Origin of the sequence: Meiothermus sp. (assembly GCF_025056915.1) — a bacterium.
Taxonomy (GTDB): Bacteria; Deinococcota; Deinococci; order Deinococcales; family Thermaceae; genus Meiothermus.
The window spans coordinates 39,786-54,539 of sequence record NZ_JANWVH010000009.1 but is presented as its reverse complement, the minus strand read 5'-3'; the positions used below and the strand labels follow the sequence as shown (position 1 = coordinate 54,539).

The 14,754-nt window shown below is 62.0% G+C and carries 11 protein-coding genes and 2 tRNA genes; 5 read left to right on the top strand and 8 right to left on the bottom strand.

Annotation, left to right across the window (positions count from 1 at the left end; all coding sequences use genetic code 11):
- The 5 genes from acnA to NZN28_RS02970 all read right to left on the bottom strand — a co-directional run.
- On the bottom strand, window positions 1-1,547 hold a 1,547-nt coding region (gene acnA, locus NZN28_RS02990), incomplete at its 3' end, for an aconitate hydratase AcnA (RefSeq protein ID WP_295395286.1).
- 374 nt (window positions 1,548-1,921) lie between these two features.
- A complete protein-coding gene (locus NZN28_RS02985; protein WP_295395285.1) occupies window positions 1,922-2,131 on the bottom strand; it encodes a heavy-metal-associated domain-containing protein in 210 nt (69 codons plus the stop codon).
- Window positions 2,132-2,164: 33 nt separating this feature from the next.
- On the bottom strand, window positions 2,165-3,583 hold the full coding sequence (locus NZN28_RS02980) for a VWA domain-containing protein (protein WP_295395284.1): 1,419 nt from the start codon (window positions 3,581-3,583) through the stop codon (window positions 2,165-2,167).
- A gap of 134 nt (window positions 3,584-3,717) precedes the next feature.
- Complete coding sequence (locus NZN28_RS02975) at window positions 3,718-5,151, bottom strand: hypothetical protein (protein WP_295395283.1); 1,434 nt, start codon at window positions 5,149-5,151, stop codon at window positions 3,718-3,720.
- Window positions 5,152-5,203: 52 nt separating this feature from the next.
- Window positions 5,204-5,950, bottom strand: a complete 747-nt coding sequence (locus NZN28_RS02970; protein WP_295395282.1) for a hypothetical protein — start codon at window positions 5,948-5,950, stop codon at window positions 5,204-5,206.
- Window positions 5,951-6,188: 238 nt separating this feature from the next.
- Between NZN28_RS02970 and NZN28_RS02965 the strand changes: the two genes are divergently transcribed.
- Complete coding sequence (locus tag NZN28_RS02965; protein WP_295395281.1) at window positions 6,189-6,869, top strand: TetR/AcrR family transcriptional regulator; 681 nt, start codon at window positions 6,189-6,191, stop codon at window positions 6,867-6,869.
- A 40-nt stretch (window positions 6,870-6,909) separates the two neighbouring features.
- On the opposite strand, the gene fusA is transcribed toward NZN28_RS02965, so the two are convergent.
- Window positions 6,910-8,880: an elongation factor G gene (gene fusA, locus NZN28_RS02960; RefSeq protein WP_295395280.1), complete on the bottom strand. Its 1,971-nt coding sequence runs from the start codon at window positions 8,878-8,880 to the stop codon at window positions 6,910-6,912.
- A 597-nt stretch (window positions 8,881-9,477) separates the two neighbouring features.
- Between fusA and NZN28_RS02955 the strand changes: the two genes are divergently transcribed.
- A complete protein-coding gene (locus tag NZN28_RS02955) occupies window positions 9,478-10,116 on the top strand; it encodes a hypothetical protein (protein ID WP_295395279.1) in 639 nt (212 codons plus the stop codon).
- 66 nt (window positions 10,117-10,182) lie between these two features.
- Here NZN28_RS02955 and NZN28_RS02950 read toward each other — a convergent pair whose 3' ends face one another.
- Complete coding sequence (locus tag NZN28_RS02950; protein ID WP_295395278.1) at window positions 10,183-10,821, bottom strand: TetR/AcrR family transcriptional regulator; 639 nt, start codon at window positions 10,819-10,821, stop codon at window positions 10,183-10,185.
- Between the two features lie 215 nt (window positions 10,822-11,036).
- On the opposite strand from NZN28_RS02950, the gene NZN28_RS02945 reads away from it, so the two are divergent.
- Together NZN28_RS02945 and NZN28_RS02940 are read left to right on the top strand one after the other, a co-directional pair.
- Window positions 11,037-11,113, top strand: a tRNA-His gene (locus tag NZN28_RS02945).
- A gap of 59 nt (window positions 11,114-11,172) precedes the next feature.
- Window positions 11,173-11,257 (top strand) — tRNA-Leu (locus NZN28_RS02940).
- A gap of 319 nt (window positions 11,258-11,576) precedes the next feature.
- Here NZN28_RS02940 and NZN28_RS02935 read toward each other — a convergent pair.
- On the bottom strand, window positions 11,577-12,785 hold the full coding sequence (locus NZN28_RS02935) for an FAD-dependent oxidoreductase (RefSeq protein ID WP_295395277.1): 1,209 nt from the start codon (window positions 12,783-12,785) through the stop codon (window positions 11,577-11,579).
- A gap of 719 nt (window positions 12,786-13,504) precedes the next feature.
- On the opposite strand from NZN28_RS02935, the gene tig reads away from it, so the two are divergent.
- A complete protein-coding gene (tig, locus tag NZN28_RS02930; protein WP_295395276.1) occupies window positions 13,505-14,719 on the top strand; it encodes a trigger factor in 1,215 nt (404 codons plus the stop codon).
- The last annotated feature ends 35 nt before the right edge of the window (window positions 14,720-14,754 follow it).

Here is a 14,754-nt window from a genome sequence, read left to right as displayed (position 1 = left end):
CCCGAGTTGCCGATGCAGGTGGTGCAGCCGTAGCCCACGGTGTGGAACCTGAGGGCTTCCAGGAAGGGGGTGAGGCCGGCAGCGTCTAAGTACTCGGTCACCACCTTGGAGCCGGGGGCCAGGCTGGACTTCACCCAGGGCTGGGTGTCGAGGCCGGCCTCCACTGCTTTTTTGGCCAGCAGGCCCGCGCCCAGCATCACGCTGGGGTTGGAGGTGTTGGTGCAGCTGGTGATGGCCGCAATCACCACCGAGCCGTGCTGAAGCTCGAACTCGTCGCGGCCCCGCTGCACCCTGACCCTGGTGTTGAGCTTGTCGGGGCTCAGGCCAAAGCCGCGCTCCTTGACGTCTTTGGTCAGGTGCTCCAGGAAGCTCTGCTTGACCTCCGAAAGGTTGACCCGGTCTTGCGGGCGCTTGGGCCCGGCCAAAGAGGGCGTCACGGTCGAGAGGTCGAGCTCGAGGTGCTCGCTGTAGACCGGCGCGGCCTCGTCGGTGCGCCAGAGGCCATTGGCCTTGGCGTACTTTTCCACCAGGTCTACGAGTTCGTCCGGGCGACCGGTGAGCCGCAGATAGGCCAGGGTTTCCTCGTCAATGGGGAAGAAGCCCATGGTCGCGCCGTACTCCGGCGACATATTGGCGATGGTGGCGCGGTCGGCCAGGGGCAGTTTGCTCACGCCGGGGCCATAGAACTCCACAAACTTGCCCACCGCCCCGTGCTTGCGAATCATCTCGGTCACGCGCAGCACCAGATCGGTGGCGGTGGCCCCTTCGGGCAACTCGCCCACCAGTTTGAAGCCGATCACCTTGGGGGCCAGCATGTAGTAGGGCTGGCCCAGCATTACCGCCTCGGCCTCGATGCCGCCCACCCCCCAGCCCAGCACGCCCAGGCCGTTGATCATGGTGGTGTGGGAGTCGGTGCCGACCAGCGAGTCGGGGAAGGCGTAGAGCTTACCGTCCTCACCGCGCTGGGTCATGACCACGCTGGCCAGGTACTCGAGGTTCACCTGGTGCACGATGCCCGTGCCGGGGGGCACCGCGCGGAAGTTCTTGAGCGCGTTCTGGCCCCACTTAATCAGGCGGTAGCGCTCCTCGTTGCGCTTGTACTCGAGTTCCACGTTCTGCGCGAAGGCGTAGGCGGTGCCGAAGTAGTCCACCTGTACCGAGTGGTCAATCACCAGGTCTACCGGCACCCCCGGGTTAATCTGCTCGGGGTCGCCGCCCAGCTTGGCAATCGCGTCGCGCATGGCGGCCAGATCCACCACCGCCGGCACCCCGGTGAAGTCTTGCAGAATCACCCGGGCCAGCATCAGGGGCACGTTCACCTCGCCGGGGTCGGGTTGCCAGTTGGCCAGGGCCAGCACATCCTCTTTGGAAACTTTGTACTCGTCGTGGTTGCGTAAGAGGCTTTCGAGCATCACCCGAATGCTGTAGGGCAGGCGGGACACCGGCGCGAGGCCCTGGCGCTCGAGTTCCAGGATGTCGTAGTAGTGGACTTCGCCCATCTTGGTGGACAGGCTTTTGCGGGTTTTGAAGTCGTCTCGGTAGGCCATACATTCTCCTCTTGAGCAAGTGGCTTTGGTGCAGGCAGAAAACCAGCGCCGAGCATTGCGGATGGTACGCAACAGGCAATCGGAGGCATCCGAAGCGCAAGTGGTTTACTCGAGGCGCGCCTGGGTAAATAGCTTTCGCATAGCGGAGGTATCCGCCTTGGGCTTTAGGGCTGGATTAGATGCCTGGGCGGGTGCGCCCTGCCTCAGATGCCTTTTAGTTTACACGAAAAAGATGCTTTTAGGGCAGGGGGGCCAGCAACCGGCCAGGAGAAGGGCCAGGTGCGGTTTTAGCTCCGCACGGCTAGCCCAGGGCAAACCCCCGTTTCCCAGCCCTTCCAACCCGGAAGACCGCCCTGGTGGGTGGAGGCGAGGGGTTAGAGCATTCCGGCCAGGAAGCCCTGCTCCCGTGCCACCCGAATCAGGTCCACCACGGTCAGAAGATGGGGGTCGTACTCGACCTCGAGCTGTTCCGTATCGGCAGGCTGCACACCCCCGACGCCCTCGAGTTTTTTGATGGCATTCAGCACCTTTTCCACTTGCTCGGGGCGTTCCATGCCCCTCACTTCCAAAATCACCCGGGTCATGCCCCCAATTTTACGCGATGCGCGGCCCCTGGCTCAGGAGGCGGGCGTCGGAGGTGCTTCCAGGCGTTCGCGCATGGGGCGGTACTGGAAGATGTAAAACTCTGCAACCAGCACGAGCGCAGCCAGCAGGGCCAGCCAGGGGGCCAGGGGCACGGTGAGGCCAGGGGGCAGGGGCCGGTCGGGGCTGGGCCGGGGCAAGAGGGTTTCGCCGGGGTCCAAAAGGCCGCTGCGAAGTTCGCCCCTGGGCGCAATCAGGTTGTAAAGCAGCACCGGGAAGGCCGGTAGGTTTTGCAGGCTTTCGGCAGGGGGCAGGTAAAGCCCCTGGGGGTGGTACCAGGCCAGCGCCTGGCCGGTCTCGCTGGTAGCCAGGGGCCGCCAGCCTGGGGCTTGGGGGCTGGGGGGAACGGCCAGGCTGTAGCCCACCAGCTCGGCCCCGCGCAGGTAGGGGAGGGTGCGCTCGAGGTCAAAAACCGTGGCCTGTCCACTGGCCCGCTCGGCGAAAAACACCGTGAAGCGGGTGGGTTCGCGGCGGGGGGTTCCAATCTCGAAGAAGACCTCGCCGGGGCTGCCCCGGCTGGTGCCCAGAAGGGCCAGCAGACGCTCGAGGGCGGGCGAGCGGCCCGAGACCTCCACCTGCACCAGCCGCCTGGAAAAACGGGCCTGGTTGTCCAGGGCCAGGGCGTCGGGGTCTGTAATCCGGGCGCTCGGCGCAGCCGAGGGCACCTCCAGGCTGCTGAAGCCCCGGGCGGGCACCTCGAGCGCAAAGGGCCGGCCATCCACCAGCACCTCGCCCCGCCACAGCCCCGGCCCCGCATTGGCCACCGCCACAAACCCAGGGCCAATGGCGGTAATGCCCACGTTGGCCCCGTTGCCCGCCACATTGATATGTCCGTCGCTTCCGGGCGGGGCGGCCTGGTCGGAGAGGGTCAGGACGCGGGCCCCGGGCAGCAGGGCTTGGCCCCTGGCGACGGCGGTCTCGAGGTCGGCGCTGGCCGCGGCGGGCTTCAGACCCTCGAGGTTGCCAACCAGGCTGCGGCCAGAGGCCGGGCCAAAAGTTTGAATCGGGCTTCCGGCCACCACCAAAACCGCCCTGGGCGAGGCCGAGAGGCGCTCGCGGGCCAGTTGCTTGGCACGCTCCAAGCGGCTGGGGCTTACGTCGGTGGCGGCCATCGAGGCCGAGACATCCAGCACCACCACCCGTTCGCCGGGGCGCTCGAGCGAAACCTGCGGGGCGGAAAGGGCCAGCACTCCCAGCAAAGCCGAAAGCAACAACAAAAAAAGCCGCAGGTCGAAGCGCCGCCGGGCCCGACCCTTCCGCAGGGCCTTCTGCCACAGCCAGAGCCCGGCTACCCTGCGCTCAGGGGGCCGCCGTCGCCGGTACCACCACCAGACCAGCCCCAGCACCGGGGGCAAGAGAAGCAACAACCAGGGCAGTCCAAACGCGACCCGCACCCTTTTAGCATAGCTCCTACGGTTTGCCAGGTGTTCAAGCAATCTCGGTATCCAAGCCCCCAGTAAGGGTCGCTTGTTGCGGAGCAACCTTCTTCAAGCGCCGCTTTCGGCCTCTGGCTTTGGGCTCTTGGCAGCTACCAGCGCACCTCGTAAAAACCCCGGCTAATCAGGCTGTTGCCTTCTACCACCGCATACGAAAGCCCCGAACCGAAGCGTTTGGCCAGCCTCTCCATAAAATTGGTCAGCGCCCTGGCCAGCTCGCGAGAGGTTTGCTGATCCAGCTCGCTGCCAATGGTTTGTGGGAGGGTGAACCCAAGCTGCCCCAGCTGCTCTTGCAAGGCTGAGCCCTGGTTGCCAAAGCTGTAGCCGATGGCATTGGCCGGAATTCGCGCGCGAAAACGCCGGAAATTGGGTTCCTGGCTCCAGGGGGGGTTGCCCACCGCTTGCAGGGCGCTTTGGCTGGTCGCAATGACCAGTCGGGTGGGCTCTATTTTGTAGTAGAGGGTTCCAGCCAGACCCACCTCCACCACCTTGAACTCGCCCTCGTTGCCCAGCACCTTGAAGCCGCCCTGGCCCTGAGGGGTCGAGAAGGCAGCCAGACTCTGCAAGAGCGCCAGCAGGTTGGCTTCGGCGGTGGCAGGGTCACGCACCTCCCAGTAAATCAGGTTGTGCCCCAGAACGGCCTCACTGCGGCCATCGGGCGCGGGGGGTGGCCCCTGCACCGTCACGGTGGCGAAGCGTGCCCCAAAAGCCCGCAAATCCAGGTTGATTCGCAGGTCAAACTCGCGCAAGAGGCCATTGAGATAGGCCCCGGCCCGGCTCAGATCCAGCACCCCGGTCGAGACCGCATAGCCCTGGGGAAGGTCTGCTGCGTCGTATGGGCGCTCCCTGGGTAGCAGGAGGCTGGCCAGGGCGGGGTCTGGGGCCGGGTTTACGTCCAGGCGGGCCTCTTCGGTGTAGCCTCCAGCGGTGAGCTGGATGGCATAACTGAAGCGGCGCAGGGTGCGGGCTGCTCCGCTGGTCCTGGGGGGTAGCTTCAGGCTTTGAATCAGCTCTTGCGGTGGCGCACCCCACAACACCAGGTCGCCCTTGACCGGGGCTTGCAGGCCCCGGCGGTTTTGCAGGAACATTCGGGCATATTTGGGCGAGGCCAGGAACACCAACTCCCGACTGAAGCCAGTCAGCGCGTCCTGGTCGCCCCCCACCAACCAGCCGCCCTGGGCGCGAAGGTTCTTGACCTCCTTGCGCAGGGCTCGCATGGCCGCTGCACTGGGCCGGGCGACGACAAAGAAGCCATCGGCGTAAAGGGCAACCGCCACACCGCCCGCTGCCACGCCCAGCAGGTCGGCGTCATCACCGATCTGCCGCCGCAACTCGCGGTTCAGCCAGGCCTCCAGGCCGCTTTGCTTCCAATCGGCGGCCAAACCTTTCATGTAGCGGCTACCGCGCAGGTCGTTCATGTAAAAGCCGGCCAACGCCCCCTGGGGCGCCAGTGCAACGAGGTTTTGGGCCAGGGCCGGGCCAAGCAACAGCAGCAAAAAAAACATCAGGCGAGCCATGTGTCCCATGATACCCGCCTGAGTCAGGCCTGGATGTCAGACCGCCTTCGCGAGGCAACGCTTACAGAGCTTCGCCGTTGTAGGTCACGGTCACGTTGTTGCAGCCGTTGTACTGCACCAGAAGTCGGTTGCCTCGGGTGTCTTCCAGGCTCCAGCTTCCGCCCACAAAGGTTTGCTTGCAGGTGCTGCTGAACTTGAGGTTGGTGGCTTTGCCACTCAGCCGGTACCACTTAGTTGTGGTGCGGTAATCCAGCGTGCCCTCGTAGTTGAGGGTGCCCGCGGCAAAAGGCGTTTGGGCGTTGTCGGGGGCATAGGTGGCGGTGTAGCTGTAGGTGGTGCCAAGCCGTTTGCCGTCGCCGTAGATTTCAAGATTGAAGTTGTAGCGAATCGCGTAGTTGGGGTTGTTGCGGGTTACGTCCACGTCGAGATCAAGTTTGATACCCGACTCGTTGGGCTTGCCGGTATTGAAGGTGAGCTCGTACTGATCGGTGTCGAGGGTGTAGCCGCTGGTAGGGTTGTTGTCGTCTTTGTCCTTCAGCAGAATGCTCCCCCTGAGCCGGGTATCATTTACCTTGCAGTCCACCTGATAGCGGGCCTCACGCGGAATTTTGTCGTTGTCCAGGTCTTGTTGGTCGGCCTCGGGAGGGGTTTTTCTGGTGCTACAGTCGATAGACTGGGGTTCCAGCCCCGAGGCCAGGAGGATATTCGCTACCGGAGAGGGCAGGCTCTGGCCCCCCACACGGTTGGTGGTGACCACCCCCGAAGGGCTGGCGATGGCTGCAACCAGGTATTTATTGCTGGTCTCCAAAGCAACCTTGAGGTTTTGTGCATCCGATTGGCTGAGGGGTTCGGTGGTGGGCTGCTGTTGGCCGCAGGCTGCTAGAAGCCCTATAAGTCCTACGCTCAGCATGTTCAATAATGGACGAGATTGGCCCATGGTTCCTCCTTGGGTCAAAGCCCAGTAGAATGATAGTGGTATCATTCTAACTCTTCAACCCAAAGTCTCAAACCTTAGCGTTACGTTAAGCTCTAAGGTAAGGTGACGCATGAGCGCCCAGGTTAAGCCCCAACGCAAGCGCCGCGATGGCCAGGCCACACGGGAGCGGCTTATTCAAGCCACGGTTGAAATCCTGAGCCGGGAGGGCCTGGGGGCTGTTTCGACGGCTCGAGTGGCCCGCGATGCGGGGATTGTGCAGTCGGGGTTTTACGCGCACTTTGCCAGCCTCGAGGAATGCGTGGTGGTGGCCGCCGAACACATCGGACAGCGCATACGGGATTCCATTCGAGAAGGTCTTTCCCTGTTGCGTGAGCAAGGGGTGGGCGACTTTGAACTGGTTCTGTCGCTGTACCGACGGCTGCTGACCGAGGTGGAGGCCCAGTGGCAGTTTATCGAACTATTGCTGCGCTACTTCCGCGAACCCACGCCCCTGGGGCGTACATTGTCTTCTATTCAACAGAGCATTCGAGATGAACTAACCCAACACCTGGTGGGCATTCTGAAGCCCTTAGATATCCCAAACGGAGGCCGACCAGAAGCCGCTTTCTTGGCCGACCTGATGGTGAGCATGCTGCTTAGCTCGGTGCAAAGCCTGCGTTGGGAGCCCTCTTTGAACAAGGAACTGGTGGTCTACCTGCTTACCGTTGAGACCCTCAGCATGGCTGCTCGCACCTACGACTGGATGACCGAAAAGGGACACTGGCCCAAGCCGACCAGGGGCCGAACCTAGCCCGAAGTCAAAAGATTCTATTTGGCCACAGAGGGTTTGGCTAGGCTTCGGCCTTCTGCCGCTCGGCAATTACCTTCTGGGCCAGGTTGGACGGCACCTCGGCGTAGTGTGAGAACTCGAGGCTATAGGCGCCGGTGCCCTGGGTCAGCCCCGAAAGGGTGCGGCTGTATTCCAGAATTTCGGCCAGGGGCGCCTCGGCGCTCACCACGGCCAGCGCCCCTTCCTGATCCATGCCCAGAATGCGCCCGCGGCGCGACTGCATGTCCGACAAAATATCGCCCACCCGCTCCTGGGGCACAAATATTTTGAGGGTGTAGATGGGCTCCAGCAGCGTTGGGCTGGCCTGGGCCACCACGTTCTTGAAGGCCAGTTGCGCGGCCAGTTGGAAGGCCATGTCGGAGCTGTCCACCTCGTGGTAGGAGCCATGATAGACCGCAGCCCTGAAACCGATAACCGGATACCCGGCCAGCGGCCCGGTCTTGGCGGCCTCCTTGATGCCCATCTCCACCGACTCCATGTACTTGGTGGGTATGACCCCGCCGGTAATCTCCCAGACAAACTCGTAATCCTCGTGGGGTTCCAGGCGAAGCCAGACATCGCCGTACTGCCCATGCCCGCCGGTTTGCTTTTTGTGTTTGCCCTGGCCCTCGGCTTTCTTGCGGATGGTCTCGCGGTAGGGAATCTTGGGGGGGCGGCTGGTGATTTTTACCCCGTAGTCGGCCAGGCGTTCCTTGGCGGTTTCCAGGTGCAAATCGCCCATGCCCCACAGGATTTGCTCGCCCGTTTCGGGGTTGCGCTCAAATTTCAGGCTGGGGTCTTCTTCCAAAAGTTTGCGAAGGGCATCGCCGAGCTTGGCCTCGTCGTTGCGGGTTTCGGGTGCGATGGCCAGCATGACCACCGGGTCGGGCAGGCGGGCCGAAGGGAACTCGGGGCGCTCCCCCTGCCAAAGCTCCATGCCTTTGTGCAGGTTGTCGGCCTTGGGCAGGGCCAGAATGGTGCCGGCCTCGGCTTCCTCCAGCTCGACCAGGTCCTTGCCCTTGGCGGTGTAGAGGTGGGCCAGCCGCACCGTGCCGTTGTCGGATTGCAGGGTGTCGCCCGCCTTCACCTTGCCCCGGTACAGCCGGGCGAAGGCCACCTGCCCCATGAAGGGGTCCACCTGCACCTTGAACACCTTGGCCGCCGGGCCGCCCGTGCCCCAGCGCTCCTCGGGGGAGGGCAGGGCCTCCAGGAACAGGTCAAGCAGCATGTCCAGCCCAATCAGCGCCCCGGAGGAGCCGATGGCCACCGGGTAAATCTGGCCCTTTCGCACCGCCTCGTGGAAGGCCCGGGAGAGGGCCACTTCCTCCACCTCGCCCCCTTCCAGGTACTTCTCGAGCAGGCTCTCGTCGGTCTCGATGATGGCTTCGCGGGCCTCGTTGCGGAATTTTTCGACCTGGGCCTTCTGGGCCTCGGGAATGCTGGCCACCACCGGGCGGCCCTTCTCGTAGCGGAAGGCGCGGTCGTGCAGCACGTCAATCAGGCCGACCCACTGCCCGTTTTCGTAGAGCGGCAGGTGGGCCGGGAGGATGTGCCCCAGCGTGGAGCGCAGATCCTCGAGCAGGGCAAAAAAATCGCCCCCCTTTTCCAGCTTGGTCACCACCACCATCCGGGGCAGTTCCAGCCGCTCGGCCACCGTCCAGGCCCGCTCGGTGCCAATCTGCACGCCGGTCTCGCCCGAGACCACCACCACCGCGGCATCGGCGGCCTCCATGGCCCCGCGAATCTCGCCCACGAAATCGGCGTAGCCGGGCGCGTCGAGCAGGTAAATCCGATGCCCTTGATAGGTCAGGGGCAACACCGCCGTGCGAACCGAAACCCGGTGGGCTTTTTCCTCCGGGGTGTAGTCCGAGGTGGTGTTGCCCTCTTCTACCTTGCCCATGCGATCCTTGCCCCCGGTGAAGTAAAGCAAAGCTTCGCCGAGGGTGGTTTTTCCGCTGCCGCTGTGCCCCACGAGGGCGACAGTGCGAATCATGGTGAACCTCCTTGGTGGCCTCAGTATAAGGGTTTGGGGGTGACAAAAATACTTTTACACGCATCAGCCTCGACCAATCTGGAACCCACCGACTTCTGAGCGACCCCAAGACCAACCTTTGGGTGCTTTTTGAGGCTTCTGCGAGCGAGTGCGCCTTATGGAGCCCTTATCGCGCTCTTCACAGACCTGGCCGCTCACGAAAACGAGAGACGTGCCTCACCTCGGTGAGGCACGCTTGTCTGCGTTGCGTCTTGGCCGAGACGCATGTTTTCGAGTGTCCAGGCGGCCACTGTTCTGTTCAGAACCAGGCTTTCTCGAACTCGAATGGCTCATAAAGAGCGCTCTGGACCAGTAGTTTCTTCAAACAACGGGGTCAGGCCGCGGCGGCTTGCGTGGGTGGGCTACCTTTGCACGGCCCGGGAGGGAGGTGGGCTAGACCGCTATGCATGGATGGGTGAGCTGTACTGGGCTGTGCGAAACTGGCATCCGGCCCGAAATGTAACTCAATCACGGTTTGCGGCGGAATGAAGGTTTTTGTGCCTTCAATCTTAGCCCTACGCACACCCATTGGGCCTTTTTGGCCTCAGGCTTTAAGTTGTGATTGACCTGCGGGGTTTCAGGGGCTGGGCTACGCTCACCGAGCAGCCCTTCCTGAACCTTTTGCGCCAGGGGATGGTCTCGAGCCTTGTCTTTGAGCGCTGGTTGGTGCAGGAGCAGTACCTGTACGAGGCCTTGCTGGGTCTCCAGGCGTCGCTGTTGTGTCGTGCGCCGCAGCAACACCGCCTGATTATGGTCAATGCACTTTTGGTCACGGTAGAAGAGCTGGACTGGCTGGCCAGCCTCGAGCTACCCCCAGCATCCATCCACCCCCTTCGTATGAGGTACATTCACTTTATCCAGAGCCTCGAACAGGCCCCCTATGCAATGGGTATAGTGGCCCACTGGGCCCGCTATCGGGCTTTTCTGGATGCCTTGAGTTCCCTCCAGCCGAACACGGCGCAAGCGCCGCTGAGCGGGCTGGCCGAGGAAATTGCCCAGCACTGGATGGCCCCCGAAGCCCAGGCGCTGATTCACGACTTCGGCAGCCTGGCGCTGGAGGTTTGCGAGCAACTCCCGCTGGAGGAAGTGGACTGGGTGGTCGGCCAGGTATTGCAACACGAACAGCTGGCCTGGAGGATGGCCCTGGAGTTTGCCCTGGAGGATGGCTCGGGCCGGGGCAGCCATCCAGGGGTTTAGTCACAACCTACCGACCCCCCCTTTTGTGTCCCTGTACGTTGCCCGTACACGCATGGTTGGGATAACTCAGGCCCCATTTGCTCGGCTCGTGGAACGGTTTGACCGTACGCCCAGGGTTTTGAATACCAGGTCGCGGTAGTGTCTCGAGAGCGACTCGAGGGTGAGCGGGCCGCCGGGCCGGTACCAGTGATAGGTCCAGTTCAGCGCAGACAGCACAAATAAGGTTGCCAGCCGCACATCTTCAACCTCAAACTCTCCCAACCTGACCCCGGCCTCAATAACCTTGCGGAAGTGGCCCTCGTAAGCATCGCGGCGGGCGGTGATTTTTCTTTGCAGCTCGGGGTTGAGGAATTTCCATTCGTGGAAGAAGACGGTGGCATGGTCGAGCGAGCGCACGATGACCTCGAGGTGTCCCTGGATGAGGCGCTCGAGGTGCTCCTTAGGGGATAGGTTTGCCGGAATCGCCTCTGCATGATTCAAAAACTCATCGGCTGCGCGGTTGACCAGCTCGAACAAGACCTCTTCCTTCGACTCGATGTGGGCGTACAGGCTGCCCCCCTGCAGATTCACCGCTCGGGCCAGGTCGCGCATGGAGGTGGCATGAAAACCCTGACGGCTGAAAAGTTGACCTGCTGCGTCCAGTATTTCGTCACGACGACTGGCTTTTTCGGTCTTGACCTCTTCAAACGAACGATTGTTTGACACCTTGGCGCAGAGTATAGAGGCTGCATATTGCTGCGTCAACGACAAGGGCTCAATTTTTGAACTGCACCCATAGCCCAAGCGCCTGTCATGTGCTGGGTTCGCGCTTCCCCAGGTGGTAGGGGAGCTAGGTGCATTCGGTCGAGCCCGGCGCCTTGCCAACCCTTCTTGACGCTAAGGAGTGCGAAGCCTACAATACCTTCTGCTGCCGCGACGCGGTGAGCGTAGCTCAGCCGGTTAGAGCACCGGTCTGTGGAACCGGGGGTCGTGGGTTCAAGTCCCATCGCTCACCCCAACACAGGGAATCGGGGGCAGGGTGCGGTGATCCCTCTGTCCCCGAATCCCAATCAACCTGCGCGGATGGTGGAACTGGTAGACACGCAAGACTTAGGATCTTGTGCCGCAAGGTGTGGGGGTTCAAGTCCCCCTCCGCGCACCACCGAACCCCGGAGGATACCGGGGTTTCTCGATTTTTCGAGCTTGATTTTGCCAGGCGCAAGCTGCGGATGGCTGGAATAGACCTCGAGTGGATTTCCTGCAAGCTTCGCGCACCACACTAGCTTTAGGCCAACAATACGCGTTCAAGTAGCCCTACGTTGTGCATGGGTGGCCGTCGGTCTCCCGCCCCTGCTCCCCGCCTCAGCGCTCCTGGTTTGCAGAGCGCTTGAGCAAAGATGACAGCGGAAGCAAAACGTGCCATCAGAACAATTCTGACAAAACCCCTCTCCCGTCGGGAGAGGGGTGCCACTAAGGGACTTTTATGGCAGGAAGGACCAGCCGTTGCGATACTTGAGCAGAAGCATTTTTTCCACCAGTACCTTGTTGAAGTCGCCCAGCACGTTGGGCAGCATGACCTGGAACTGGCGGGGTGGGAAGAGGTGGTTGCCCAGGATGACGACCTCTTTATTGCCGGCATCCATCACGCAGACCGCCGGCATGCTGCCAAAGGATTTGCAGTGCAGGTTGTTGACGTTGCCGTGGAGGATTTCGCGGATGTTGGCGGCTGCGGTTTTGGCCATCTCGTCGGTGGGGAAGCCGGTCTTGGGCACCCCAAAAGCCACATCGCCCTTGAAGGGGTTGGGCACTTTGGCGGCCAGCCCAACTGCGAAGATATTGGGATAGCGGGTGCTCTGGTAGCCGTCGGAGACCTCTACAAAGCCCTTGGCATCCACCAGCTCGGGGGTTTTTTGCATCACCTCCACGCCCTCGAAGGGGGGAACCAGCATGGTGAACTTGGAGGGCAGCACCTCGCCGCTAGCGAGCACCACCCCATCGGGGCGTACCTCGGTAATGGCCGCATTGACGCGGTAGTCAATGCCCTGCATCTTCAGGAACATTTTGAGCATGGCCTCGCCGCCGGTCATGCCGCCAATTCCAAAGTGGCCGAGCTTGGGTTCGGGCGTGACCCAGGTAATGCTGACCTGGTTGCGTTTGCCGGCTTTGCGAACCTGATGGTCGAAGTTGAACAGGTACTCGTAGCCGGCCCCCATACAGCTCGCTCCCGGAACGGCGCCAATCACCACAGGGCCCGGGTTTTCCAGGAATTTCTTGTAGGCTTCGTAGGTCTTTTCAGCGTCGGGCGGGGTGAAGATGGAGTGCGAGTACCCTTTGGGCCCCAGGCCCGGCACCGCGTCCCAGGCCAGCTTGGCGCCGGTGGCGATGACCAGGAAGTCGTAGTCCAGGACGGTTCCATCGGCCAGCATCACTTGGTTTTCCTCGGGTTTGATCTGGGTGGCTTCGCCCAGGATAAACTCGATGCCCCCGCGGCGGAAGGTGCTTTCTGCGTCGAAAGTGATGTCTGAAACCTTGCGGCGACCAAAGGGAACCCAGATTAGCGAGGGGATGTACACAAACTCCTTCTGCCTCGAGACCACCACCACTCGAGCCTCGTTGCGCAGCTTGCGCTTTAACTCGAATGCGCTGGTCATCCCGCCGAAATTTCCTCCGATTACCAGGATGGTTTTCATGGCTAACTCCTTGGTTTTCAAGGTACTTCATACCTGTGGGGGGTATGTAGGGTCAGTTGTCCCACAAAAAGCCACCCTCCTTGCTCTGCCCAGGCGCAGCCCAGAGGGACAGGCTCTGTATTTGTCGCTGGCTGCACTCCCCCCTGAACTGCACGGGAAATGACTTTCCACCCCTGGGGTGTTTTGCAGGCTCGAGGCAGCCACAGCGCATGACCACAAGGGGCTCAAAACGCAAGATGGCCACCCGCTTTTGAGAGAACCAGCGATTCAGGGGCCCAATCAGGCCATGCCTGTTCCTGCATTTTGACCGATGGCCTTTAGTGCCGTGTTGCATAAAAGCCCGTACAGCCACCCCCGCAGTGTTAGGGAAATAGTCCTAGCCCGGCTTCGTTCGATTTCTTCCCTACCTCGCAGGGGCCCGGTGGGGTGGCTGACCTGGCCCTTCATGCAATCATTGAGGGCCTTGGCAAATACCTTCCCCAACCCTCTCTACGCGGTCGGGAGGGGGTTGAGGGCTATCAATCTCCTGTGGGCGTGTATGGGTATCTTTACAACTGTGTGTTTGAGGTCACAACTACGTGGAAGGGGGCTGGCCGGTGGAGGGGTTGCGATCGGGCGCGACCCACCATGTGATAGGAGCCCGGGGGTGTATCTAAATCCCGCTGGCTGGTTGTACACTAGGCTCTTGGCGACCCCCAGGGTCGGACTCGAGGTGTGTTGTGGCAGAAATTCTGGAACGCGAAGGCTACAAGGTGAAAATCAAGGTAGAGGTTCCGGCCAGCCAGGTCGAGCAAACCTATCGAGAGGTGCTGAACAACTATGCCGGGCGGGTCAAGCTACCCGGTTTTCGTGCCGGGAAGGCCCCGGCCAAGGTCATCGAGGCCAGAATCGGCAAGGAATCGCTCCTCGATGAGGTCAAGGAAGTTCTGCGCGACGAGACCTTCCCCAAGGCGGCCCGGGAGCTGTCGCTGCTGCCGGTGGGCGCGCGGGTACTCGAGGAAAGCCTGACCTTTGGACAGCCCTACGTCTATACGGTCGAGATTGAAAACTATCCCGAAGTCAAGCTGCCGGACTGGCAAAACTTCAAGCTCGAGGTCGAAACCCCCGAAGTAACCGACGAGGTGGTGAGCCGTGCCCTGGACGACCTGCGCACCCGCTACGGCGAAATGGTGGCGGTAGAACGGGAAGCCCAGGAAAAAGACAATGTGTTCATCGAGACCGAGGACGGCGGTCGCTTCCCGGTGGTAATGGAAAACGCCCAGCCCCACGTGCGCGAAGCCCTGCTGGGCAAGAAAGCCGGCGACGAGGTGATGGTGCCGGTTAAGGACGGCGAAACCGTTGTGCGCGAAGTCCGAACCAAGGTGCTGGAGGTCAAGACCCTGCAACTGCCCGAGCTGGACGACGAGTTCGCCAAGACGGTGGGTGAAGACAACCTGGAAGCCCTGACCCGCAAGGTGCGGGAAAGCCTCCAGGCCCAGTTTGAACGCGAGGTCCGCAACGCCAAGGCCAATCAACTGCTGGACAAGCTGGCCGAGGCCCTCGAGGTGCAAATTCCACCCACCATGCAGGCGCGCGAGGAGCAAAGCCTGCTGGAAAATCTGGCTGGCGAACTCAAGGAGCAAAAACTTGAACTGAGCGAATTTCTGGCTCAGCTCGAGAAGGAAGGGAAGCTCGAGGAGTTCAAGCAAAACCTCAGCGAGAACGCGGCCAAGCGCCTGCGTCGTTCGCTGGCGGTGGAGGCCCTGGCCGAGGAACTCAAAACTGACCTGAGCCAGGAGGAGTTTGAAGAGTACCTGAGCGAGGTGGCCCGAGCCTACCGGACTACGCCGGCCCGCCTGCAAAGCGAACTGGGCCAGGGCACCATAGCCCGCCTTCGGATCCAGCGTCTACACGACAAAGCCCTGCTGGAGGCTGTGAGCCGAATTGAAGGCTGAGCAGCAAGGGACTGTGGGCTGAGAGTCTCAGCCAG

Bases quoted from the DNA above. Each gene is read 5' to 3' on its own strand.
- NZN28_RS02985 (WP_295395285.1), bottom strand. From the start codon at position 2,131: ATGACCCGGGTGATTTTGGAAGTGAGGGGCATGGAACGCCCCGAGCAA.
- NZN28_RS02975 (WP_295395283.1), bottom strand. From the start codon at position 5,151: ATGGGACACATGGCTCGCCTGATGTTTTTTTTGCTGCTGTTGCTTGGC.
- NZN28_RS02965 (WP_295395281.1), top strand. From the start codon at position 6,189: ATGAGCGCCCAGGTTAAGCCCCAACGCAAGCGCCGCGATGGCCAGGCC.
- fusA (WP_295395280.1), bottom strand. From the start codon at position 8,880: ATGATTCGCACTGTCGCCCTCGTGGGGCACAGCGGCAGCGGAAAAACC.
- NZN28_RS02935 (WP_295395277.1), bottom strand. From the start codon at position 12,785: ATGAAAACCATCCTGGTAATCGGAGGAAATTTCGGCGGGATGACCAGC.